The organism is Streptomyces sp. NPDC045695 (assembly GCF_056432025.1).
In genome coordinates, this window is record NZ_JBWKJU010000008.1 from 96,182 (window position 1) to 116,967 (window position 20,786).

General features: G+C 71.7%; 17 protein-coding genes. 4 read left to right on the plus strand and 13 right to left on the minus strand.

The window, feature by feature from the left end:
- Positions 1-17: 17 nt before the first annotated feature.
- The gene (locus tag AC07DU_RS16550; RefSeq protein WP_479112153.1) at positions 18-962 is read left to right on the plus strand and encodes an EamA family transporter; all 945 of its coding nucleotides are present in this window, start codon (positions 18-20) and stop codon (positions 960-962) included.
- Here the strand turns inward: AC07DU_RS16550 and AC07DU_RS16555 are convergent.
- The 10 genes from AC07DU_RS16555 to AC07DU_RS16600 form a co-directional block, all read right to left on the minus strand.
- Entirely contained in the window at positions 928-2,709 is a 1,782-nt protein-coding gene (locus tag AC07DU_RS16555) for an IucA/IucC family protein (protein ID WP_479111982.1), read from the minus strand. The two genes, AC07DU_RS16550 and AC07DU_RS16555, sit on opposite strands and share 35 nt — an antisense overlap.
- On the minus strand, positions 2,706-3,275 hold the full coding sequence (locus AC07DU_RS16560; protein WP_479111984.1) for a GNAT family N-acetyltransferase: 570 nt from the start codon (positions 3,273-3,275) through the stop codon (positions 2,706-2,708). Before AC07DU_RS16560 ends, AC07DU_RS16555 begins: the two co-directional genes overlap by 4 nt.
- Positions 3,272-4,564: a lysine N(6)-hydroxylase/L-ornithine N(5)-oxygenase family protein gene (locus AC07DU_RS16565; protein ID WP_479111986.1), complete on the minus strand. Its 1,293-nt coding sequence runs from the start codon at positions 4,562-4,564 to the stop codon at positions 3,272-3,274. Before AC07DU_RS16565 ends, AC07DU_RS16560 begins: the two co-directional genes overlap by 4 nt.
- Entirely contained in the window at positions 4,548-6,044 is a 1,497-nt protein-coding gene (locus AC07DU_RS16570; RefSeq protein ID WP_479035544.1) for a pyridoxal phosphate-dependent decarboxylase family protein, read from the minus strand. The genes AC07DU_RS16565 and AC07DU_RS16570 overlap by 17 nt, the downstream gene beginning before the upstream one ends.
- Before the next feature lie 157 nt (positions 6,045-6,201).
- Positions 6,202-7,134, minus strand: coding sequence for a siderophore-interacting protein (locus tag AC07DU_RS16575; RefSeq protein ID WP_479111988.1), 933 nt, complete (start codon positions 7,132-7,134; stop codon positions 6,202-6,204).
- A 56-nt stretch (positions 7,135-7,190) separates the two neighbouring features.
- Positions 7,191-8,228, minus strand: a complete 1,038-nt coding sequence (locus AC07DU_RS16580; protein WP_479035541.1) for an ABC transporter substrate-binding protein — start codon at positions 8,226-8,228, stop codon at positions 7,191-7,193.
- A gap of 138 nt (positions 8,229-8,366) precedes the next feature.
- On the minus strand, positions 8,367-9,527 hold the full coding sequence (locus AC07DU_RS16585; protein ID WP_360898003.1) for an acyl-CoA dehydrogenase family protein: 1,161 nt from the start codon (positions 9,525-9,527) through the stop codon (positions 8,367-8,369).
- An 8-nt stretch (positions 9,528-9,535) separates the two neighbouring features.
- Positions 9,536-10,453, minus strand: a complete 918-nt coding sequence (locus tag AC07DU_RS16590; RefSeq protein WP_453286411.1) for a hydroxymethylglutaryl-CoA lyase — start codon at positions 10,451-10,453, stop codon at positions 9,536-9,538.
- Between the two features lie 11 nt (positions 10,454-10,464).
- Complete coding sequence (locus tag AC07DU_RS16595) at positions 10,465-12,579, minus strand: acetyl/propionyl/methylcrotonyl-CoA carboxylase subunit alpha (RefSeq protein WP_479111990.1); 2,115 nt, start codon at positions 12,577-12,579, stop codon at positions 10,465-10,467.
- A 16-nt stretch (positions 12,580-12,595) separates the two neighbouring features.
- Positions 12,596-14,212, minus strand: coding sequence for a carboxyl transferase domain-containing protein (locus tag AC07DU_RS16600; RefSeq protein WP_360897999.1), 1,617 nt, complete (start codon positions 14,210-14,212; stop codon positions 12,596-12,598).
- A gap of 112 nt (positions 14,213-14,324) precedes the next feature.
- Between AC07DU_RS16600 and AC07DU_RS16605 the strand changes: the two genes are divergently transcribed.
- Both AC07DU_RS16605 and AC07DU_RS16610 read left to right on the plus strand, forming a co-directional pair.
- The gene (locus tag AC07DU_RS16605) at positions 14,325-14,897 is read left to right on the plus strand and encodes an SACE_7040 family transcriptional regulator (protein ID WP_360897997.1); all 573 of its coding nucleotides are present in this window, start codon (positions 14,325-14,327) and stop codon (positions 14,895-14,897) included.
- A gap of 84 nt (positions 14,898-14,981) precedes the next feature.
- The gene (locus AC07DU_RS16610) at positions 14,982-15,809 is read left to right on the plus strand and encodes a phosphatase (RefSeq protein WP_479111993.1); all 828 of its coding nucleotides are present in this window, start codon (positions 14,982-14,984) and stop codon (positions 15,807-15,809) included.
- 334 nt (positions 15,810-16,143) lie between these two features.
- Here the strand turns inward: AC07DU_RS16610 and tesB are convergent, their stop codons facing one another.
- Both tesB and AC07DU_RS16620 read right to left on the minus strand, forming a co-directional pair.
- Complete coding sequence (tesB, locus tag AC07DU_RS16615; protein WP_479035531.1) at positions 16,144-17,022, minus strand: acyl-CoA thioesterase II; 879 nt, start codon at positions 17,020-17,022, stop codon at positions 16,144-16,146.
- A gap of 27 nt (positions 17,023-17,049) precedes the next feature.
- Complete coding sequence (locus tag AC07DU_RS16620; RefSeq protein ID WP_360897992.1) at positions 17,050-18,207, minus strand: acyl-CoA dehydrogenase family protein; 1,158 nt, start codon at positions 18,205-18,207, stop codon at positions 17,050-17,052.
- Between the two features lie 203 nt (positions 18,208-18,410).
- Here AC07DU_RS16620 and AC07DU_RS16625 point away from each other — a divergent pair, with 203 nt between their 5' ends.
- Positions 18,411-19,178, plus strand: a complete 768-nt coding sequence (locus tag AC07DU_RS16625; protein ID WP_479111995.1) for an alpha/beta fold hydrolase — start codon at positions 18,411-18,413, stop codon at positions 19,176-19,178.
- Between the two features lie 45 nt (positions 19,179-19,223).
- Here the strand turns inward: AC07DU_RS16625 and AC07DU_RS16630 are convergent, their stop codons facing one another.
- The gene (locus AC07DU_RS16630; RefSeq protein WP_479035526.1) at positions 19,224-20,744 is read right to left on the minus strand and encodes a PucR family transcriptional regulator; all 1,521 of its coding nucleotides are present in this window, start codon (positions 20,742-20,744) and stop codon (positions 19,224-19,226) included.
- Between the last annotated feature and the right edge of the window lie 42 nt (positions 20,745-20,786).

The window sequence follows — 20,786 nt, forward strand, 5'->3', positions numbered from 1 at the left end:
CCACCACCGCGCGGGGCATCGCGGCCGTCGGAGCCTCGGCGGCAGGATTCGGCCTGCTGCCCGTCCTCGCGTTGTGGGGCGCCTCGACGGGTCTGAACGTGATGACCCTGCTGATCCTGAGGTTCGCGCTCACCGCTGCGCTCCTCCCGCTGCTCATGCGCGAGCGCCGGCCGGAAGGGGAACGCGAGCCGGAACCGCTCGCCGCGCGCGATCTGGGCGGCCTCTTCCTGCTGGGTGTCCTCTTCGCCCTGCAGTCGGTGCTGTACCTGCTGGCCGTGGAGCGGATCTCGCCGGGCCTGGCCGTGCTGCTCCACTACATCTACCCGGTGTTCGTGCTCGTGCTGTCCGTCGCCCTGCGGCACGACGCCGCCAAGGCCCGGCTGGTGCTCCCGCTGGCCATCTCGCTGGCCGGCCTGGCACTGACCGTCGGCAGCCCCGGGGACGCCGACACGGTGGGCGTGCTCTGCGCGCTGGCCTGCGCCCTGGTCTACGCGCTGTACGTGGTCCTCGGCACCCGGCTCTCCGAGCGGGTGGGCCCGCAGCGGCTCACGCTCTACGTGGTGCTGTGCTCCGCGTTGTCCCTGGCGGCCGTTGCCCTGCCCACGGGCCGCTTCGACCTCGGTTTCCAGCCGTCGGGCTGGGCGGCCATCGCCACCATCGCCGTCGCCTCCACGGCCATGCCGATCGCGCTGTTCTTCGTCGGCGCCAAGATCCTCGGCGCCACCGGTGCGTCCATCCTCAGCATGCTGGAACCGATCGTCGGCGTACTGGCCGCCTGGGCCCTCCTCGGGGAGAAGGTCACGCTCCTCCAGCTGGCGGGCGGCGCGATCCTCCTCACGGGCGCGGCGCTGAGCGTGTACGCGCCGTCCGCCCCGGCAGGGCCGGACGGGCGCCGAGGGACCGTATCGGCGCCCGCCCAGCCCCGGGTCACCGCCGCGCGAAGGGCGCGACGGGGTTCTTGAGGGTGCCGACCAGCTGGAGGGCCGCCGACGGGTCCGCGAGGTCGACCATCTGCTCGTTGTTGCGCAGCTGCAGGCGGTTGAGGCAGGACAGCTGGAATTCCGGAGCGAAGAGGTCGTAGCGCCGGAAGCGGTCGGAGAGGGCCGGCACGGAGTCCTGGTAGTCGTGGGCGCAGTCGGCCACGGCCTTCCAGAAGGTCTCCTCGGTGCAGATGCCCTCCGTGACCAGGATCGAGCCCAGGAAGCGGAAGAAGCAGTCGAACACGTCCGTGAAGACCGACAGCAGCTTCATGTCCTCCGGGATGTCGGCCCTGACGCGCTCGACGGCCGGCGGGAGGACCGCGTCGGGGTCCATGACCACGATCTCCTCGGCGATGTCCTTGAAGATCGCCCGCTGCACGACGCCGTCCTTGATGACCAGGATGGTGTTCTCGCCGTGCGGCATGTAGGCGAGGTCGTACTGGTAGAAGCAGTGCAGGAGGGGCAGCAGGTAGGCCTTCAGGTACGGCGCCAGCCACTGCGCGGGAGTCAGGCCCGACTCGGCGATGAGCGCGCCCACGAAGGACCTGCCCTCCGCGTCGACGTGCAGGAGGGAGGCCATCGTGGCCAGGCGTTCGCCGGGCTGCAGGGTGGCCACCGGGGACTCGCGCCAGAGGGCGGCGAGCATCTTGCGGTACGGGGAGTACCGGTCCGTCGCGCGTTCGTACTGGCGGTGGTGGTAGCCGATCGCCGCCCGCTCGCGGATGATCGAGAAGTCGACGGACCGCAGGACCTCGTCGCCCTCGATCAGCTGGTGGAGCCAGTCGTTGATCGCCGGGGTGGCCTCCATGTAGGCCGCGGAGAGCCCGCGCATGAAGCCCATGTTCAGGACCGAGATGGCGGTCTTGACGTAGTGCTTGGCGGGGGTGGTGGTGTTGAAGAACGTACGGATCGACTGCTGGGCGAGGTAGGCGTCCTCGCCCTCGCCGAGCAGCACCAGACGGCGGGCCGCGATCTCGGCGGCGAACGTGACCGTCGTCTTGTTCCACCACTGCCAGGGGTGGACCGGGAACAGGTGGTAGTCCGCCAGGTCCAGGCCCAGGGCCGCCAGCTTCGCCCCGAACCCGGCGATCGCCGCCTCGCCCAGCTCCGCGCGCATGAACGCGTCGTGGTCCAGACCCGCGCCCGCCGTGAAGGTGGAGACGTCCTTGCGGGCCGCCACCCACACCAGGTGCACCGGGCTCGCGGTCTCAGGCGCGTACGAGAGGTACTCGTGCACGCCGAAGCCGAGACGGCCGTTGTTGGCGACGAAGCAGGGATGGCCCTCGGTCATGCCCGTCTCGACGTCCTGGAAGGAGGACTTCGCGAGCACGGCGGAGGGCACCTGCGGCTTCGTGTACTTGAAGCAGGAGCCGGCCAGGGTGGAGGAGATCTCCTCCAGGTAGACGGGCAGCACCCGGGCGCTCAGGCCCAGGGTCCGCTGGAACTCGATGTGGAAGTCGAGGGCGTCCGGCTCCACCGGTTCGCCGTCGCGGTGACGGGTGATCGAGTCCTCGTCGACCGCCCAGTGGTCCAGGGCGTGGAGCTCGGCGCGGAAGCGGTACTCGACCGTGGCGTCGTCGCTCAGGACGGAGTACAGGCCGTCGCCGAGGGGCGCGGGGGTCAGCAGGCGCTCGTGGGAGAACTCCGCCAGCGCCTTGCGGACCAGGGCGCGGTTCGCCCGGGCCCACAGCTCGGGGGAGAGGTGGGCTACGGCGTCGGAGAGGTTCATATCGTGGCCGCCTCGAACTGGGCGCGGGTGCAGAAGCTCAGGAGCGCTTCCTTCTCGGGCTTGCGGACCGGGCCGTCGGCGACGAAGCCGACCGCCTCGTTCAGGGTGTGGACCGCGGTGTTGCGGACGTCCGGTTCGACCACGACCCGCTGGGTGCTGGGGTCCGCGAAGAGGCAGGACATCACCGTCGTGATCACCGCGCGGGTGAAGCCGCTGACCGGGGAGTCGGTCGGCGCCACGAGGAAGTGCATGCCGACGTCGCCGGGCAGGGGCTCGTACAGGCCGACCAGTTCGACCTCCGCCGGGTCGTAGCTCTCCATCAGGAAGGCGGGGCGGCCCTCGTGGAGGCCGATGAAGGCGTGGTGGTGCTCGGCCGCGGCGATGCGCATGTACTCGCGCTCCACGTCCGGCAGCGTGGCGTCCTGCATCATCCAGAACGCGGCCTTGGGGTGGGTGACCCAGCCGTGCAGCAGCTCGGCGTCCGCGAAGGGGTCCAGGGGGCGGACCGAGAAGGTCCCCAGGGCCGCGTCGGTGCGGGCGTAGAGGGTTTCGGGCGGGGTGCTCATGCGTGGCTGCCTTCCGGTACTGCGAACTGCTGGAACGCGATGGACTTCTCGACCTTGTAGTGCTCGCGGCCGAGGAGCTCACCGATGATGTACGCGTTGCGGTACGCGGCCATGCCCAGGTCGGGCGAGGTCAGGGAGTGGTTGTGCGTCGTGCCGTTCTGGAGGAACACCCCGCGGCCGGTCGTGTCGACGCTGTAGTTGCGGGCCGCGTCGAGGCGGCCGTGGCCGTCGAAGTTGAGGCGCCCGCGGACGGGGTTCAGGAAGTCGGGCACGCGGTACTTGTAGCCGGTGGCCAGGACCAGCCCCTCGGAGGTGAGGGAGAAGTCCCGCTCCTGCTCTTCCTGGCGCAGCCCCAGGGTGTAGGTGCCCGTGGTGGTGTCGTACGCGGCGCTGCCCAGCGAGGTGTTGGTCAGCAGGGTGGTCGGAACCGGGCCCGGCATGGTGATCTTCTTCTGGTAGAGCAGGTCGAAGATGGCGTTGATCAGCTCGCCGTCGATGCCCTTGAAGAGGTTCTTCTGCTGGCTCTCCAGCCGGTAGCGGGTCTCCTCGGGGAGGGCGTGGAAGTAGTCCACGTACTCGGGGGAGGTCATCTCCAGCGTCAGCTTCGTGTACTCCAGCGGGAAGAACCGCGGTGAGCGCGTCACCCAGTTGAGCTGGTAGCCGTGGATGTCGATCTCGGCGAGGAGGTCGTGGTAGATCTCCGCGGCGCTCTGGCCGGAGCCCACCAGGGTGATCGAATTCTTCCGCTGGAGCCCCGCCTTGTGCTGCATGTAGGCGGAGTTGTGCAGGAAGTCGCCGCCGAGTCCGGCGCAGGCCTCCGGGACGAAGGGCGGGGTGCCGGTGCCCAGGACCAGGCGCCGGGCCAGGTGGGTCTCGCCCCGGTCGGTGTGGACCTCGTAGAGCCCGGCCCCCTCGTCGTAGGTGACCTCGGTGACGGAGGTGGAGTAGAGGACGTTGTCGAGCCGGTCGGCGGCCCAGCGGCAGTAGTCGTTGTACTCGGCGCGCAGCGGGTAGAAGTTCTCCCGGATGTAGAAGGAGTACAGCCGGTCCTTGTCCTTCAGGTAGTTCAGGAAGGAGAAGGGCGAGGTGGGGTCGGCGAGGGTGACCAGGTCCGACATGAAAGGCGTCTGCAGGTGGGCGCCGTCCAGGAACATCCCCGCGTGCCACTCGAAGTGCGGCTTCGACTCGATGAAGAGGCCGTCGAGCTCGTCGATCGGGGCGGTCAGGCAGGCGAGTCCCAGATTGAAGGGACCGAGGCCGATTCCGATGAAGTCACGAGGCGTGGGCAAGGGATTCTCCCAGGTACTGCTCGGCGTGGGACGCGAGGAGGTCGAGGACGGCCGCGATGTCGGCCGTCGTGGTCTGCGGGTTGAGCAGGGTGAACTTCAGGTACTGGTCCCCGTCCACCTTGGTGCCGGCGACGACGGCCTCACCCGAGGCGAACAGGGCCTTGCGGGCGTGCAGGTTGGCCTCGTCGACCAGGTCTCCGCGGACCTCGCCGTCGGCCACCGGCACGTAGCGGAAGACCAGCGTGGAGATCTGCGGCTTGACGACGACCTCGAAGCGCGGGTCGGCGTCGATGAGGTCCCAGCCCGCGGCGGCCAGGTCGACGACCTCGTCGAAGAGGGAGCCGATGCCGTCGGCGCCCATGACGCGCAGGGTCATCCAGAGCTTGAGCGCGTCGAACCGGCGCGTGGTCTGGATGGACTTGTCCACCTGGTTGGGGATGCGCTCCTGCGCCATCCGCCGCGGGTTGAGGTAGTCCGCGTGGTACGTGGCGTGCCGCAGGGTGTCGCGGTCGCGGACCAGCACCGCGCTGGAGCTGACCGGCTGGAAGAAGGACTTGTGGTAGTCGACCGTGACCGAGTCGGCGTGCTCTATGCCGTCGAGGAGGTGCCGACGGGTGGGGGAGACCAGCAGGCCGCAGCCGTACGCGGCGTCCACGTGCATCCACGCGGAGTGCTCGGCGGCCAGCCGGGCGATCTCGGGGAGCGGGTCGATGGACCCGAAGTCGGTGGTGCCGGCGGTGGCGACGACGGCCATCGGGAAGACGCCCTCGCGCTCGCAGTTCTCCAGCTCCAGGGCGAGCACCGCGGTGTCCATGCGGCGGTTGCGGTCGACCGGGACGGAGATGACGGCCTCGTAGCCGAGTCCGAGCATGGCGGCCGACTTCTTCACGCTGAAGTGGCTGGCCTCGGAGGTGAAGATGCGCAGCGCGGGCAGGACCTCGGACTTGGCCAGCTCGCGGCCTTCGCTCTGGGCCCGCTGCATCAGGACGCGGCAGGCCTCGTCGCGGGCGAGCAGCAGCGCGTGGAAGTTGGACTGGCTGCCCCCGGAGGTGAAGACGCCGTCCGCGGCCGGGCCCAGGCCGATGCGCTCGGCGGTCCAGTCGATGAGGCGGCGCTCGATCAGCGTGCCGCCGATGGACTGGTCCCAGGTGTCGAGGGAGGAGTTGACGGCTGACAGGACCGCTTCGCCGAGCACCGCGGGGATGACCACCGGGCAGTTGAGGTGCCCCAGGTAGCGCGGGTGGTGGAAGTAGACCGCGTCGCGCAGGTAGACGCCCTCCAGCTCGTCCAGGGCGGCGGCCGCGTCGTGGAGCGGCCGGTCCAGGTCGATCGCGTCGATGACCGGGGCGAGTTCGTCGACGGAGATCCCGGTGTGGGGCCGCTGCGTGGTCGCGAGCCGGGCGGCGACGCGTTCGACTCCCTCGGTGACGGAACGCCGGTAGAGGTCCGCGGTCGTCTCGTTCAGCAGATGCGAGCGCATCAACATTCCTCCGGGCAGGGGAAGCGGCAGGTGTGGGGGCGATGCAGTGGGTAGTGCAGTTAGGTTAGCCTAACCTAACTGCACTGCAAAACAGAGATGGGCCCCGGCATCATGCCGGGGCCCACCTCGCAAATGCCCTGTAGCGAAAGAAAGTTGACTACAAGTCGGAGGCCGGGTCCTCGCTGGGAGCCTGACCCGCGTACGCCTCGGCGAGGAGCTGTTCCTCACTCGCGCCGAGCCGCCAGTACCCCGTGAAGCGCACCGCACGGCGGTCGACGCCCCGTTCCTGCACGAAGTGGCGGCGCACCGCCCGTACGGTGCCCGCCTCGCCCGCCAGCCAGGCGTACGGGGCTTCGGCCGGGGGCGGGGTGGCCGTGCGCAGCGCGCTCAGCACCTGCTCGGCCCGCTCCCGGCCCGCGCCCCTGCCGGCGCGGACGAGCCAGGTGATGTCCGCGTCGTCGGGCGTCGTCAGGGCGAGCCGGTCGTCCTCGTGCGGGACCTCGAACCAGGCCCGGACCCGCGTCCCGGCGGGCAGTGCCTCCAGGATCGCGGCAGCGGCCGGCAGGGCGGTCTCGTCCGCGTACATCCAGATCGCGTCGGTGGCGGCCGGCGGCTGGAACCGTACGGACTTGTTCTGCGCGACGGCCGGGCCGATCGCCAGGATCCGGCGGCCGGTGACCGCCCGGCCCGCCCAGCGGGAGGCCGGCGCTGTGACATCAGCCGCTGCCGCGGCGGGGTCCCCGTGGAGGACGAAGTCGATGTCGACCTCGTCCGCCCCCTCGGGCGTACGGCGTTGCTGGCGCACGGTGTAGGACCGCATCACGGGACGCTCCTCGTCCGGCATCGCGCGCCAGGCGGCGAACCAGGTGTCCTCGTCCGTGGACGGGAGCCGGGTGTGCTCCTGGCCGGCGGGCGGCAGGAAGAGCGACAGGCTCTGGTCGAAGCCGCCCGAGCGGAAGTCCGCGAGGGACTCACCGCCGAACGTGACCCGCAGGAACGACTGGCCGAGCCGGCGGGTGCGGAGCACTTCGAGCGCGAAGAACCGGAAGTGCGCGGTGGGCGCGGCGGCGTCGGACGCGGTGGCGGTCATGCGGAGGGTCCCCCTGGAGGTCGGTGCGGCGCGGGCCGTGCGCGGCGGTCGGAGCGTCAGCTGACCTTCTTGGCGCTCTGGAGGGCCTTCGCGAGGTTCTCCAGGATCTGGGCGCACTTGTCGTAGGAGAAGATCGGCTCGGTGACGCGCGGGGTGATCTGGCCGGCCTTGACCGCCGGGAGCTCGGCCCAGGTGGCCTTCGCCTTCAGGTCCTCCGGCTGCAGGGTGCCGGTGCGGTTGTCGAGCAGGACGACGTCGGCCTTGTACTTGCCGGCGTTCTCCCAGCTGAGGCTCTCGAAGAAGCCGCCCTCGTCCAGCTTCTCCGGGGTGACGAACTCGACGCCGAGGGACTTGAAGTACTTCAGGTCGGCCGAGGTCTCCGGAGTGGAGACGTAGAACAGGTCGGCGGAGCCGGAGCCGACGAGGACCTTGACGCCCGGGTTGGTCTTGGTGGCCTCGCGCACCTTCGCGGCGGCGGCCTCGAAGCGGGCCTTGGCGTCGACGGTGGTCTTGGCGTTCATGTCGGCGCCCAGGGACTTGGCGAGCTCGGCGGTGCGCTCCAGGGCCTTGTCGAGGGTGGCGTCGCCGCCCACGGAGATCGCGGCGGCCGGGGCCAGCTTCAGGATCTTGTCCTTGGAGGCCGCGGGCACGTACCAGTAGCTGCCGTCCCAGGTGTTGGTGACGAGCAGCTCGGGCTGGAGGGCGGCGTACTTCTCGACGTTGAACTCGTCGTAGACGTTGCCGAGGATCTCGACCTTGGAGATGTCCATCGACCCGGCCTGGACGTCGGCCTTGCCGTCGGCGGTCCTGGTCGGGCCGAAGACACCCTTGACCGGGATGCCGTAGTCGTACAGGGCGGCCGCGGTGCCGGTGAAGGCGACGATGTTCTTCGGCTTGGACTTCAGGCTGACCTCCTTGCCGAGGTCGTCCGTGAAGGTCCAGGGGCCCGAGGCCGCGGCGCCGTTGTCCTTGCCGCCGTCCCCCTTCGCCGAGTCGGCGCCCCCGCAGGCGGCGAGCGCCGCGACGAGGCCGAGGGCGCCGCCGGCCGCGATGAATCCGCGGCGGGTGAAGGAGGAGGTGCGGGACTTGGGCATGGCGGTGTCCGATTTCGTGCGTGCCGGGCGGCCACTCGGCCGTTCGGAGGGAAGGTTAGCCTAACCTTGCCTCAGATGGGTAAGGGGGCCCTAACTTTCCTTGAGGGCCCCCTCCGGCACGGCACGGCGCGGACGCGGCTACGCGGTGAAGCCCAGCTCGCGGGCGATCAGCATGCGCTGGACCTCGCTGGTGCCCTCGCCGATCTCCAGGATCTTGGAGTCGCGCCACATGCGGGCCACCGGGTACTCGTTCATGAACCCGTAACCGCCGTGGATCTGCGTCGCCTCGCGCGCGTTGTCGACGGCGACCGTCGAGGAGTACAGCTTCGCGATCGCCGCCTCCTTCTTGAAGGGCTCGCCGGCCACCAGCCGGGAGGCCGCGTCGCGCCAGCCGATGCGGGCCATGTGGGCGCGCATCTCCATGTCGGCCAGCTTGAACTGGATCGCCTGGTTGTCGCCGATCGCCTTGCCGAAGGCGTGGCGCTCCTTGGCGTACTTGACCGACTCGTCCACGCAGCCCTGCGCCAGACCGGTCGCGAGCGCGGAGATGGCGATCCGGCCCTCGTCGAGGATCCGCAGGAACTGGGCGTAGCCACGGCCCTCTTCGCCCACCAGGTTGGCCAGGGGGACCCGTACGTCCTGGAAGGACAGCTCACGGGTGTCCGAGGCGTTCCAGCCGACCTTGGAGTAGGGGGCGGCCACCGTGAAGCCGGGGGTGCCGGACGGGACGATGATCGAGGAGATCTCCGGGCGGCCGTCGGCCTTGCGGCCCGTCACGGCGGTGACCGTGACCAGACCGGTGATGTCCGTACCGGAGTTGGTGATGAAGCACTTGGAGCCGTTGATCACCCACTGGTCACCCTCGCGGACGGCCGTGGTGCGGGTGCCGCCGGCGTCGGAGCCGGCGCCCGGCTCGGTCAGGCCGAAGGCGCCGAGGATCTCGCCCGAGCACATCTTCGGCAGCCACTGCCGCTTCTGCTCCTCCGAGCCGAAGAGGTACAGGGGCATGGCGCCGAGGGAGACGCCGGCCTCCAGGGTGATGGCGACCGAGGAGTCGACGCGGGCCAGCTCCTCCAGGGCGATGCCGAGGGCGAGGTAGTCGCCGCCCATGCCGCCGTACTCCTCGGGGAAGGGCAGGCCGAACAGGCCCATGCGGCCCATCTCGGCGACGATCTCGTAGGGGAACTCGTGCCGTTCGTACAGGTCGCCGATCTTCGGCGCGACCACGTCGTGCGCGAATGCCTCGACGGTACGGCGGAGTTCTTCGTGCTCGGGGGTGAGCCGGTGGTCGAGGGACATGGTCTTCGTTACTCCTTGTGGGAGAGGGCGCGGACGGTACGGGAGGGGCTGGGGCGCCCCAGCCGTTCGGCCATCCACACGCTCGTGGCGGTGAGGGCGGCGAGGTCGACCCCGGTGTCGATGCCGAGGCCGTCGAGCATCCACACCAGGTCCTCGGTCGCGAGGTTCCCGGTGGCGCTCTTGGCGTACGGGCACCCACCGAGGCCGCCGGCGGAGGCGTCGACGGTGCTCACGCCGTGCTGGAGGGCGGCGAGGGTGTTGGAGAGGGCCTGGCCGTAGGTGTCGTGGAAGTGCACGCCGATGCGGTCGGTCGTGACACCGGCCTCGTTCAGCGCGGCGAGCAGGGCCTGCACGTGGCCCGGGGTGGCGACGCCGATGGTGTCGCCGAGGCTCAGCTCGTCACAGCCGAGGTCGAGCAGGGCCTTGGCGACCCGCACGACCTGGTGGACCGGGACCGGCCCCTCCCAGGGGTCGCCGAAGCACATCGACAGATAGCCCCGGACATGGGCCTTCTCCTGCCGGGCCCGGGCCACGACCGGCTCGAACATGGCGAGGGACTCGGCGACGGTGCGGTTGAGGTTGCGGGAGGCGAAGGTCTCCGTGGCCGAACCGAACACCGCGATACGGGTGGCCCCCAGGGCGAGCGCGCGGTCGAGCCCCCGCTCGTTGGGGACCAGGACGGGCAGAGCGGCCTCCACGTCGGCGAGCAGCGGGAACAGCTGCTCCGCGTCCGCGAGCTGGGGCACCCACTTCGGGTGCACGAAGCTCGTCGCCTCGATGGTGGTCAGCCCGGCGGCGGCGAGACGGTGGACGAACTCCGCCTTCACCTCGGTGGGCACGGCCGTCTTCTCGTTCTGCAGGCCGTCGCGGGCGCCGACCTCGTGGATGCGGACCCGGGCCGGGAGCCCCGGGGCCGGGACGTTCATGGGCAGCCGGTTCACGCGCCCTCCTCCTCGTCCGCGGTGACGACGGCCAGGACCTGGTCCATGGCGACGGTGGCGCCGGGGGTCACGTCGAGCTCGGTGACGGTGCCGGCGTGCGGGGCCGAGATGACGTGCTCCATCTTCATGGCCTCGACGACGAGCAGGCTCTGGCCGGCCGCGACCTTCTCGCCGACGGCCACCTTGACGACGGTGACGGTGCCGGGCATGGGGGCGGCCAGGGTGTCGGCGCCGGTCCTGCCCGCGCCGCTGAGGTTCGCGGCGACGGGGTCGTACGCCTGCACGTGCCAGCTGTCGGCGTCGCGCCCGAGCCAGACCCCCTCCGGGGAGGCGGCGTGGCTGAAGTGGTGGGTGACGCCGTCCAGTTCGATGGTGAGGTGGTCGGGGGTGCGGCTGATGATCCGGCCGCGGGCCGGCATGCTGGGGGCGCTGCCCGCAGACCCCCGCGCCTCAAACGCCGGCGAGGCTGGATTCGCCTCGGCGGAGTCGGTCAGGACGAACTCCGTGGTGGAGCCGGAAAGGCGAGTGTGGACTTCTACCGGCTCCTGGCCCGGAAGGCGGAAGTGGTGCACCGTCCAGGCGGGGGTGCCGCCCAGGCGCCAGCCGGTGACGGCGTCGAAGGGGTCGACCCACGATTTCAGCCTGTCCGGCGTTTGAGGACCGGGGTCCGGGGCGGAGCCCAGGATTCGGGAAGGGGCGGGGTGGGGGACGGACAGCAGCGCGGCCGCCGCGTACACCTCGTCCGGCACGCCGGCCGGGAGCAGAGAGGGAAGGTCCCGCTCGACCAGGCCGGTGTCCAGGTCGCCGGAGACGACGTCCGGGTGGGCCAACAGCCTCCGCAGGAAACCGGCGTTGGTCTGGACGCCCAGGATCACGGTGTCGGCGAGGGCCGACCGCAGCAGGCGCAGGGCGGCCGGGCGGTCCGGCCCGTGGACGATCACCTTCGACAGCATCGGGTCGTACGTCGAGCCCACCGGCACGCCCGCCGTCAGGCCCGAATCCGTGCGGACCGCGCCGCCCGAGGGCTCGGACAGGGCCAGGACCGTACCGCCCGACGGCAGGAAGCCGCGCGCCGGATCCTCCGCGCAGACACGGGCCTCGATCGCGTGCCCGGTCAGCCGGACGTCCTCCTGGGTGACGGGCAGCGCCTCGCCGGAGGCGACCCGCAGCTGGAGCTCCACCAGGTCCAGGCCCGTGATCAGCTCCGTCACCGGGTGCTCGACCTGGAGGCGGGTGTTCATCTCCATGAAGTAGTAGGAGGAGGGGTCCTTGCCCGGGACGATGAACTCCACCGTGCCCGCCCCGACGTACCCGCAGGAGCGGGCCGCTTCGACCGCCGCCGCGCCCATCGCGGCACGGGTCTCCTCGTCGAGCAGGACCGAGGGCGCCTCCTCGATGACCTTCTGGTGGCGGCGCTGGAGCGAGCATTCGCGCTCGCCCAGGTGGATCACGTTCCCGAAGGAGTCGGCCAGGACCTGGATCTCGATGTGCCGCGGCCGGTCCACCCACCGCTCGACCAGCAGGGTGTCGTCACCGAAGGAGGACCGCGCCTCGCGCCGGGCCGCCGCGATCTCCTCGGCCAGCACCGTCTCCTCGCGCACCAGCCGCATGCCCTTGCCGCCGCCGCCCGCGGAGGGCTTGAGCAGCACCGGCATGCCGATCTCCGCGGCCGCCGCGACGAGTTCCGCGTCCGACAGGCCGCTGCCCGAGGAGCCCGGGACGACCGGGACGCCGGCGGCGCGCACCGTCTCCTTGGCCCGGATCTTGTCGCCCATCAGGGAGATGGCGGAGGCGGGCGGCCCGATGAAGGCCAGTCCGGCGTCCGTGCAGGCCCGCGCGAAGGCCGCGTTCTCCGCGAGGAAGCCGTAGCCCGGGTGGATCGCCTCGGCGCCCGTCCGCTTGGCGGCATCCAGCAGCCGCTCCACCGACAGGTAGCTCTCGGCGGCCGCGGCCGGCCCGATCCGGACGGCCGTGTCGGCCTCCCGGACGTGGCGCGCGTCCGCGTCCGCGTCGCTGAAGACCGCCACGGAGCGGACTCCCAGCTCCCGCAGCGTGCGGATGACGCGTACCGCGATCTCGCCCCGGTTCGCGACCAGAACAGTGCTGAACATCAGTGAGGTCCTCACGTCACATACGGAAGATGCCGAAGCCCGAGTCGCCCAGAGGGGCGTTCGCGCACGCGGTCAGGGCCAGTCCCAGCACCTGCCGGGTTTCCATCGGGTCGATGACCCCGTCGTCCCACAGCCGCGCGGTGGCGTAGTAGGCGTTGCCCTGCTCCTCGTACTGCGCGCGGACCGGGGCCTTGAAGGCCTCCTCGTCCTCGGCGGGCCACTCCTGGCCCGCGCCCTCGATCTGGTCGCGCTTGACCGTCGCCAGGACCGAGGCGGCCTGCTCGCCGCCCATCACGGAGATCTTGGCGTTCGGCCACATCCACAAGAAGCGGGGCGAGTACGCCCGCCCGCACATCGAGTAGTTGCCCGCGCCGTACGAGCCGCCGACCACCACGGTCAGCTTCGGCACCCGGGCGCAGGCCACGGCCGTCACCATCTTGGCGCCGTGCTTGGCGATGCCGCCGGCCTCGTAGTCGCGGCCGACCATGAAGCCCGAGATGTTCTGGAGGAAGAGCAGCGGGATCCCGCGCTGGTCGCACAGCTCGATGAAGTGCGCGCCCTTCTGGGCGGATTCGGAGAACAGGATGCCGTTGTTGGCGATGATCCCGACCGGGTGCCCGTGGATCCGGGCGAAGCCCGTGACCAGCGTCTGCCCGAACTCCGACTTGAACTCCTGGAAGCGGGAGCCGTCCACGATCCGCGCGATGACCTCGCGGGCGTCGTAGGGGGTGCGCGAGTCGACGGGGACCGCGCCGTACAGCCCCTGCGGGTCCACCTTGGGCTCCTCGGGAGCCTCGACCGACCAGGGCAGGGGCCCGCGGTCCGGGAGGGTCGCCACGATGTTCCGTACGATCCGCAGCGCGTGCGCGTCGTCCTCCGCGAGGTGGTCGGTGACGCCGGAGACCCGGGAGTGGACCTCGCCGCCGCCCAGCTCCTCGGCCGTGACGACCTCGCCGGTGGCCGCCTTCACCAGCGGCGGGCCGCCGAGGAAGATCGTGCCCTGGCCGCGGACGATCACCGCCTCGTCGCTCATCGCCGGTACGTACGCACCGCCCGCCGTGCAGGAGCCGAGGACGGCGGCGATCTGCGGGATGCCGGCCCCCGACATGCGCGCCTGGTTGTAGAAGATGCGGCCGAAGTGCTCCCGGTCGGGGAAGACCTCGTCCTGCATGGGCAGGAAGGCGCCGCCCGAGTCGACCAGATAGAGGCAGGGGAGACGGTTCTCCAGGGCCACCTCCTGGGCGCGCAGGTGCTTCTTGACGGTCATCGGGTAATACGTGCCGCCCTTGACGGTGGCGTCGTTCGCGACGATCACGCACTCGCGGCCGCTGACCCGGCCGATGCCCGCGATGACCCCGGCGGCGGGCGCCGCGCCCCCGTACATGCCCTCGGCGGCCAGCGGGGCCAGCTCCAGGAAGGGGGATCCGGGGTCGAGGAGGGTGTCGACGCGGTCGCGCGGGAGGAGCTTCCCGCGTGCGGTGTGGCGGGCGCGGGCCTTCTCGCCGCCGCCGAGCCGGGCCGCGTCGAGCCGGGCCCGCAGCCCCTCGGTCAGCGCGCGGTGGGCGGCCTCGTTGGTCCGCCAGGCCTCGGACGCCGGGTCCGCGGCGCTCGTCAGCACTGGTGCCTGCTGCATCGGTCGAGCTCCCTTGCTCGTTCCACTTGCTCGATACACGTTGTTAATGAGCGTTAACGTGTCTGGGGCCTAGGTTAACGACCGCTAACGGCCCTGTCTAGAATGGTTTCCCATGAGCACCAGAGCGGCCGCCCCGACCCGTCGCGAGCAGATCCTCAGTGAGGCCGCTCGCCTCTTCGCCGCGCGCGGATTCCACGGTGTCGGCGTCGACGAGATAGGGGCCGCGGTGGGCATCAGCGGCCCCGGCCTGTACCGGCATTTCGCGGGCAAGGACGCGATGCTCGCCGAGCTGCTCGTCGGCATCAGCGAACGGCTGCTGACCGGCGGCCGCCACCGGGTGGCCCAGGCGGCGGGCGACCCGGGCCGGGTGCTGTCCTCCCTCATCGACGGGCACATCGACTTCGCGCTCGACGACCGGGCGCTGATCACCCTGCACGACCGGGAGCTGGACCGGCTGCGGGAGGAGGACCGCAAGCTGGTGCGGCAGCTCCAGCGCCAGTACGTCGAGCTGTGGGTGACCGTCGTACGGGAACTGCACCCCGAGGTCGGCGAGGCCGAGGTACGGGTCTGCGTGCACGCGGTGTTCGGCCTGCTCAACTCGACCCCGCACCTGGCCGCGCTGGGCCGGGAGGCCACGGAGTCGCTGCTGCGGCGCATCGCGCACGGGGCCTTCGGCGCGCTGTAGGGGGCGCGCGGGGGTTCGCTTGCGCGCCCGCCGGTCGTCCGGTGATCGGAATGGACGCGCCGCCTCCGCCCCGGCGGCGGCAGAATGGCCCGTATGCCGAAGCCGATAGAGACGCTCGACCAGCCCGTGGGAACGCCGAGCCGCGCCGAACTCATCGACCATCTGGTCCGCACGCGGATCGCGGGGCAGGTCGCGACCCCGCGCGAGAACAACCTCAGTCACTACCGCAAGCTCGCCAACGGCGACCGGCACTACTGGCTCGGCCTGGAGCTGGGCGACCGCTGGACGGACGAGCAGGACGTGCTCGCGGTGATGGCGGAGCGGTGCGGGGTCGTGGACGACCCCGGCTTCCGGTACGGCCAGGACACCATCGACCCCGAGCTGACCGTGGCCGGCCTGGACCGGCTGGCGGCGCGGCTGCGCAAGGCCGCGCTGGACCGGCAGAGCGTGCTGTTCGCCACCGGGCACCCGGGCGGACTCCTGGACGTCCACCGGGCCACGGCGGCGGCCCTGCGCGCCGCGGGCTGCGAGATCGTCGTCATCCCGTCGGGCCTGGTCGCGGACGAGGGCTCGGTGTGGCAGTTCGCGGACGTCGCGGTGATGGAGCGGGGCGCGACCCTGTGGCACACCCACTCACCGGAGCCGATGGCCGCGATCCTCGACGGCCTGGCGGCGGCGGGCCGCCCGCAGCCGGACCTGGTCGTCGCCGACCACGGCTGGGCGGGCTGCGCGGCGCAGCGCGGCCTGGACGCGGTGGGCTACGCCGACTGCAACGACCCGGCGCTCTTCCTCGCCGAGGCCGAAGGCACCCTCCAGGTGGCGATCCCCCTGGACGACCACGTCCGCGACCCCCGCCACTACGACCCGCTGGTGGCGTACCTGCTGAACGCGGCGGGCCTGCGGGACGCGTAGCCCGGCGGCCGGCGAAAAGCCCCGTCCGGGCCCTCCCGGCCGGGGCTTCTGTGCGCTCCCAGGGCGCTGCTCGCTCCGGTCAGCCCTGCGGCTCGGCCGAGCGCAGGTAGCGAACGCCGGACCGGCCGCCCCGGTGGACTGGCCGCAGTCCGGCCCGGGCCGTGTCACCCGTTCCAGCTCTGCGGAACCGTCGGCCCGAACCCTCAAACGACCGCCGTCCGAGCCCTGCCGGCGCCCCTGCACATCGGTGACCGCGAGGGAGGCCTCGCGGTCCTGGCCCAGGTCCGCCCGGAAGGCGGCCAGCACGGCCCGGGCCCCTCAGCGGCCGAGTCCGTCACGCGCGGGGGACGCGGACCACGCCCTCCTGGATGACCGTGATCGCCAGTTGGCCGTCCTGGGTGTAGATGCGGGCCTGGCCCAGGCCGCGGCCGCCGTGGGCCGAGGGGGACTCCTGGTCGTACAGGAGCCATTCGTCGGCGCGGAAGGGCCGGTGGAACCACATCGCGTGGTCCAGCGAGGCGCCGACCACGTCGCCCACCGCCCAGCCGCCGCGGCCGTGCGCGAGCAGGACCGAGTCCAGCAGGGTCATGTCGGAGACGTAGGTGGCCAGGCAGGTGTGCAGCAGCGGGTCCGCGCTCTCCAGCTTGCCGGCCGTACGGAACCACACCTGGCTGTGGGGCTCCAGCGGCTGGCCGACGCTGCCCCAGGGCGGCGTCGTCGCGTACCGCAGGTCCACCGCCTCGCGCGTCTCGATCAGCCGCTCCACCGTGCCCGGGTCGCGGAAGATCTCCCGGTACGCGGGCAGGGACTCGGCCGCGGTGGGCAGGGACTCCGGGTCCGGGGCCGGCGGCATGGCGACCTGGTGGTCGAGGCCGTCCTCGTACGTCTGGAACGACGCGGAGAGGTGGAAGATCGGCTGGCCGTGCTGGACGGCGACGACCCGGCGGGTGGTGAAGGAGCGCCCGTCGCGGATCCGGTCCACCGAGTAGACGATGGGCGCGCTCGTGTCCCCGGTGCGCAGGAAGTACGAGTGCAGCGAGTGCGCGGTGCGGTCCGCGGGGACGGTCCGGCCGGCCGCGACCAGCGCCTGGGCCGCGACCTGACCGCCGAACACGCGCGGTACCAGCGAAGGACGGCTGGTACCGCGGAAGATGTTCTCCTCGATCTGCTCGAGGTCGAGCAGATCGAGGAGCGTCGTCAGTGCCTCGTTCATGGGGGAAGGGTAAGGGCCCGGATTTCCTTACAGGCCCATGGACTTGGCGATGATGGACTTCATGACCTCGCTGGTGCCGCCGTAGATGCGGTTCACGCGGTTGTCGGCGTACAGGCGGGCGATCGGGTACTCGTTCATGTAGCCGTAACCGCCGTGCAGCTGGAGGCACTTGTCGATCACGCGGTGCGCGACCTCGGTGCAGAACAGCTTCGCGGACGCGGCCTCGGCCGCCGTCAGCTCACCGGCGTCCAGGGCTTCCAGGGCGCGGTCGGCGACGGCCTCGGCGGCGTCGACCTCGGCCTGGCAGGCGGCCAGCTCGAACTTGGTGTTCTGGAAGTGCGCGACCGGCTTGCCGAAGACGGTGCGCTCCGTGACGTACTGCTGGGCGAAGCGGATCGCGGCCTTGGACTGCGCGTACGCGCCGAAGGCGATGCCCCAGCGCTCGGACGGCAGGTTGGCGCCGAGGTAGTAGAAGCCCTTGTTCTCCTCGCCGAGCAGGTCCTCGACCGGCACCTTCACGTCGACGAACGCCAGCTCGGCGGTGTCGGAGGTGCGCAGGCCCAGCTTGTCCAGCTTGCGGCCGATGGAGTAGCCCTCGGACTTGGTGTCCACGGCGAAGAGGGAGATGCCGAAGCGGCGGTCGTCCTCGCGCGGGGCGGAGGTGCGGGCGCAGACGATCACGCGGTCGGCGTGCACGCCACCGGTGATGAAGGTCTTGGCGCCGTTGAGGACGTAGTGGGTGCCGTCCTCGGAGAGCTTCGCGGTGGTCTTCATGCCCGCGACGTCGGAACCGGTGCCCGGCTCGGTCATCGCGAGGGCCCACATCTCCTCACCGGAGACGAACTTCGGCAGGAAGCGCTTCTTCTGCTCGGCGTCGGCCAGCATCTTGATGTAGGGCAGGGCGAGCAGCACGTGCACGCCGGAGCCGCCGAAGTTCACGCCCGCGCGCGAGGTCTCCTCGTAGAGGACGGCCTCGAACTTGTGCGTGTCCAGGCCCGCGCCGCCGAACTCCTCGGGGACGTTGATCCCGAAGATGCCCAGCTCGCCGAGCTTGTAGTAGAACTCGCGAGGTGCCTGACCGGCGGCGAACCACTCGTCGTAGACCGGGACGACCTCGGCCTCGATGAAGGCGCGAATGGTCTCGCGGAACGCCTCGTGGTCCTCGTTGAACACCGTACGGCGCACGGCCGGCTCCCTTCGGTCGCGGCAGTCCGCCGCCTTATCTAAGCGCTTGCTCAGATTAAGTTACCGGCGAGTTGTCCTCGCTGTCCAGAGTGCCGTACGCCACCCCGGCTCCGGCCCGGCGCGCGCCGATGAGTTTCGCGGTGACCAGGGGTCTACCGTCACAAGAGGCGATCAACAAGACGCGATCGGCAGGGGAGATCACGATGGGTACGTACGTCCAGCTCGGCGATGTGAGGACCTGGTACGAGGAGCACGGTGCGGGCGACCCGCTGGTGCTGATGCACGGCGGTCTGGTGGACGCCCGCTTCTTCGCGCCGAACCTCGGCCCGCTGGCCGAGCACTTCCACGTGTACACGCCCGAGCGCCGCGGCCACGGGCACACCCCGGACGTACCGGGTCCGATCACCTACCAGCTGATGGCCGACGACACGATCGCCTTCCTGGAGACGGTGGTGGGCGGCCCCGCCGACCTGGTGGGTCACAGCGACGGGGCGTTCGTGGCCATGCTGGTGGCGATGCGGCGCCCGGAGCTCGTCAAGCGACTGGTGATGATCAGCGGCGACTTCAGCAAGGCGGGCGAGGCCGTGCCCGACATGGAATGGGACGTCGACCAGATCTTCCAGTTCCTCGGACCGGCGTACGGCGAGGTCTCCCCGGACGGCATCGACCACTTCAAGGTGGTGGCCGCGAAGATCGGCGAGATGGCCGCCAAGGAGCCGAACCTCCAGGCCTCCGACCTGGCCGCCGTGACCCAGCGCGCGCTGGTGATGTTCTCCGACGACGACCTCGTCACCATGGGCCACGTGGTGGAGATGTACGAGGCCCTGCCGCACGCCGAACTGGCCGTGGTGCCCGGTACCTCGCACTTCCTCACCCAGGAGAAGCCCGCGCTGGTCAACGCGATCGTCCTGGACTTCCTCACCAACGACCCGGTCCCGACGGTGGCGGCGATCCGCCGGGCGGCGGGCTGAGGTCCGGCAACTCGCCTCGGCCGGTCGCCGTACACCCGGACCCGCTCAGGCGCCCGCCTCGTAGCGCAGGGCGAACCACAGCTCCATCCGGGTGTCCGGGTCGTCCAGGTCGCGCCCCAGCAGGGCCGTGCAGCGGGCGATGCGCTGGCGGACCGTGTTCCGGTGCACGCCGAGTGCGGCGGCGCTGCGGTCCCAGCTGCCGTGGTGGGCGAGCCAGGAGCGCAGGGTGGTGCGCAGCGCGGGGCTCAGCGGGCCCAGCAGGGCCTCGGCGTGGGCGCGGGCCTCGGCCTCGCCGACCAGCCCCGCGAAGCCGGGGTCCGCGTGCCGGGCGAGCGGGGTGCGGGCCGCCTCCGCCCGTTCCAGAGCCCGCCGCGCCTGGGCGTCGGCGGCCGCCAGCGCCTCGGGCGGGGCCGCCGCGCTGACCCCCAGCCGCCAGCCCGGCTGGGGTGCGGGCTCCCGGGCGGTGAGCAGGCGTACGTCCTGCCCCTGCGCGTCGAGCAGTACGGTGCCCAGCACGGCCGCGAGGGCCCGCGGATCGCCGCCGCCGCGGGCGTGGACCGCGTACCAGGGCCCGGGGGCCAGCGCCTCGGCCGGGGAACCGCCGAGGAGCAGCCGGGTCAGGGCCGCGGTGCCCTCCCCCGACGGGCGGTCCGCGGTGAGCAGCGCCAGCAGGACGGCGGCGACGGAGGCGATGGTGTGGTCGCCCGGCGCCCGGCCGGGGGTGGCGGTGCCGAGCGCCGCCGCGGGACCCGGCCCGGACCAGGTCCCGGCGGGGGCGCCGCCGGGGTCCTGCTCCGGGGTAGCCGCCGCCGCAGGCGTGTGACGGCCCAGGGCGTAGGCGGCCAGGTGCCAGCCGCCGGCCTCGTCGGTCGCCGTCGCCGGGCCGCCCGCCTGACCGGCGCGGGCCAGCAGCGCGCGCAGGGCACGCTCCGCCTCCGGCGGGGGCGGGCTCCCCGCCGAGCGGCCGTCGGGCCAGAGCACGACATGACCGCCCAGGCTCGCCGCGAGGCGGGACAGTACGGCCGGGACCGGTTCTGGCCGGGCCGCGGCGGCGGCCAGGGACTGCTGGGCCTCGGTGACCCGGCGCAGCTCGCGCGTACGGGCCTGCGCCATCAGCCGCCAGACCGCGCGGGCGACCGCCGTGAACGGGGTGCGCGGCGGGACCTCCAGCAGGGGCAGCCCGTGCCGGTCGCAGGCTTCGACGAGGGCCCGCGGTACGACCTCGTGCACCGGCGTCACCCCGAACCCGAGCCCGGCCACCCCGGCCCGCACCAGCCGCCGTACGTACTCCTCGGCCTCGCCGCTCTCTCCGGCCTCGCCGGGCTCCGTCCCCGCGAGGCCCGCGCCCGCCGTCAGCAGCAGCTCACCGCCCAGCAGGTAGGGGGAGGGGTCCGCCATCTCCGACGCGTGCACCCCGTGGACGTCGACGTCGCCGATGTCGGCCGGGCCCGCGAGCAGCCGCAGACCCAGATCGTCCGGGCCGAGCAGGGCGGTGAGCCGCACCGGCTCGGTGGGGGGAGTGGGCCGCGCGCCCACCCGGTCCGCGTCACCCGGAGGCGGCTGCATGGATGCTCCGTACATAGTGGCGGATGCTGATGGATGAACCGT

Excerpts from the sequence above, each read along its gene's own strand:
- AC07DU_RS16555 (WP_479111982.1), bottom strand. The coding sequence starts at position 2,709 with ATGAACCTCTCCGACGCCGTAGCCCACCTCTCCCCCGAGCTGTGGGCC.
- AC07DU_RS16560 (WP_479111984.1), bottom strand. The coding sequence starts at position 3,275 with ATGAGCACCCCGCCCGAAACCCTCTACGCCCGCACCGACGCGGCCCTG.
- AC07DU_RS16570 (WP_479035544.1), bottom strand. The coding sequence starts at position 6,044 with ATGCGCTCGCATCTGCTGAACGAGACGACCGCGGACCTCTACCGGCGT.
- AC07DU_RS16575 (WP_479111988.1), bottom strand. The coding sequence starts at position 7,134 with ATGACCGCCACCGCGTCCGACGCCGCCGCGCCCACCGCGCACTTCCGG.
- AC07DU_RS16580 (WP_479035541.1), bottom strand. The coding sequence starts at position 8,228 with ATGCCCAAGTCCCGCACCTCCTCCTTCACCCGCCGCGGATTCATCGCG.
- AC07DU_RS16585 (WP_360898003.1), bottom strand. The coding sequence starts at position 9,527 with ATGTCCCTCGACCACCGGCTCACCCCCGAGCACGAAGAACTCCGCCGT.
- AC07DU_RS16590 (WP_453286411.1), bottom strand. The coding sequence starts at position 10,453 with ATGAACGTCCCGGCCCCGGGGCTCCCGGCCCGGGTCCGCATCCACGAG.
- AC07DU_RS16595 (WP_479111990.1), bottom strand. The coding sequence starts at position 12,579 with ATGTTCAGCACTGTTCTGGTCGCGAACCGGGGCGAGATCGCGGTACGC.
- AC07DU_RS16600 (WP_360897999.1), bottom strand. The coding sequence starts at position 14,212 with ATGCAGCAGGCACCAGTGCTGACGAGCGCCGCGGACCCGGCGTCCGAG.
- AC07DU_RS16605 (WP_360897997.1), top strand. The coding sequence starts at position 14,325 with ATGAGCACCAGAGCGGCCGCCCCGACCCGTCGCGAGCAGATCCTCAGT.
- AC07DU_RS16610 (WP_479111993.1), top strand. The coding sequence starts at position 14,982 with ATGGCCCGTATGCCGAAGCCGATAGAGACGCTCGACCAGCCCGTGGGA.
- tesB (WP_479035531.1), bottom strand. The coding sequence starts at position 17,022 with ATGAACGAGGCACTGACGACGCTCCTCGATCTGCTCGACCTCGAGCAG.
- AC07DU_RS16625 (WP_479111995.1), top strand. The coding sequence starts at position 18,411 with ATGGGTACGTACGTCCAGCTCGGCGATGTGAGGACCTGGTACGAGGAG.
- AC07DU_RS16630 (WP_479035526.1), bottom strand. The coding sequence starts at position 20,744 with ATGCAGCCGCCTCCGGGTGACGCGGACCGGGTGGGCGCGCGGCCCACT.